Source organism: Cysteiniphilum marinum, from assembly GCF_014857925.1.
GTDB classification, from domain to species: domain Bacteria; phylum Pseudomonadota; class Gammaproteobacteria; order Francisellales; family Francisellaceae; genus Caedibacter; species Caedibacter marinus.
Genome location: NZ_JACYVZ010000098.1, coordinates 1 through 1,391, shown reverse-complemented (window position 1 = coordinate 1,391; position 1,391 = coordinate 1). Strand labels below are relative to the sequence as shown.

Genomic DNA, 1,391 nt, shown 5'->3' with positions numbered 1-1,391 from the left:
CTCCGATCCACAACTCATCCCATAATTTTGCAACATTACCGGGTTCGGTCCTCCAGTTGGTGTTACCCAACCTTCAACCTGGTCATGGATAGATCGCGTCGGTTTCGGGTCTACTCCTAGCGACTAAGCGCTCTATTAAAACTCGCTTTCGCTACGGATCCCTTATTCAGTTATCCTCGCCACTAAAAGTAACTCGCTGACCCATTATACAAAAGGTACGCAGTCATCCTACCACTTTTTATACCCCAAAAGTCTCTTGTCACAAACAAAAGCCTAGAGTATCAATAGTGGTAGGACTCCCACTGCTTGTACGCAAACGGTTTCAGGTTCTATTTCACTCCCCTTATCGGGGTTCTTTTCGCCTTTCCCTCACGGTACTGGTTCACTATCGGTCAGTCAGTAGTATTTAGCCTTGGAGGATGGTCCCCCCATCTTCAAGCAAGATTTCACGTGTCCCGCTCTACTTATTCGCATACCTAGTTCCACTTATAAATTTTCGTCTACAGGGCTATCACCTGCTATGGCCATCCTTCCCAGAATGTTCAACTAATCTATACGCTAAAATATGCCAGGCTCTTCCCCGTTCGCTCGCCGCTACTGAGGGAATCTCGGTTGATTTCTTTTCCTATGGGTACTTAGATGTTTCAGTTCCCCACGTTCGCCTCTTAACCTAAGTTAAGATAGTTATCAAAGATAACTGGGTTCCCCCATTCAGACATCTCCGGATCAATGTTTATTTGCCAACTCCCCGAAGCTTTTCGCAGGCTATCACGTCTTTCATCGCCTCTGACTGCCAAGGCATCCGCCGTTTGCGCTTATTCTCTTGGTCATTACTCTATAATAAATTGTTAAAGATCTCTTCTTGTGCTTATCATCTTATTCTGCTCTTCGTTGCAACCTACGAACACCTTCAGTCATTTGCTACAGCAAACTCCTTCGATCTTCTTGATTGCGCCTCGATCAGAACAACCTGATAAACACAATAATTAAAATAAATTAAATTAAGTTAAATTAAATCAAAACACTCTTTGAACCTTAATCAAATATCGATGCGTAGATGGTGGAGCCAAGCGGGATCGAACCGCTGACCTCCTGCGTGCAAAGCAGGCGCTCTCCCAGCTGAGCTATGGCCCCTTTTCTGAAAACTGAAGACTGAGGACTGAGGACAGATAATCGTATCGCTTCGCGATGATCTATTTAAAATAAATCCATCAAGCTTGCTTGATCCAAATTCTGTCTTCTGCCTTCTGTTCTCTGTCTTCTGAATTGGTGGGTCTGAGTAGACTTGAACTACCGACCTCACCCTTATCAGGGGTGCGCTCTAACCAGCTGAGCTACAGACCCAATCTACTGAAAAAACATCAATTGTAAACACTTAAACACTTCTCGCT

At 44.5% G+C, this 1,391-nt stretch carries 2 tRNA genes and 1 rRNA gene; all 3 read right to left on the bottom strand.

Going from position 1 to position 1,391, the window contains the following annotated elements:
• Nucleotides 1-829, bottom strand: a 23S ribosomal RNA gene (locus tag IE867_RS14440); the annotation flags it as partial.
• Between the two features lie 229 nt (nt 830-1,058).
• Nucleotides 1,059-1,134, bottom strand: a tRNA-Ala gene (locus IE867_RS14435).
• Between the two features lie 133 nt (nt 1,135-1,267).
• Nucleotides 1,268-1,344 (bottom strand) — tRNA-Ile (locus IE867_RS14430).
• Nucleotides 1,345-1,391: the final 47 nt, after the last annotated feature.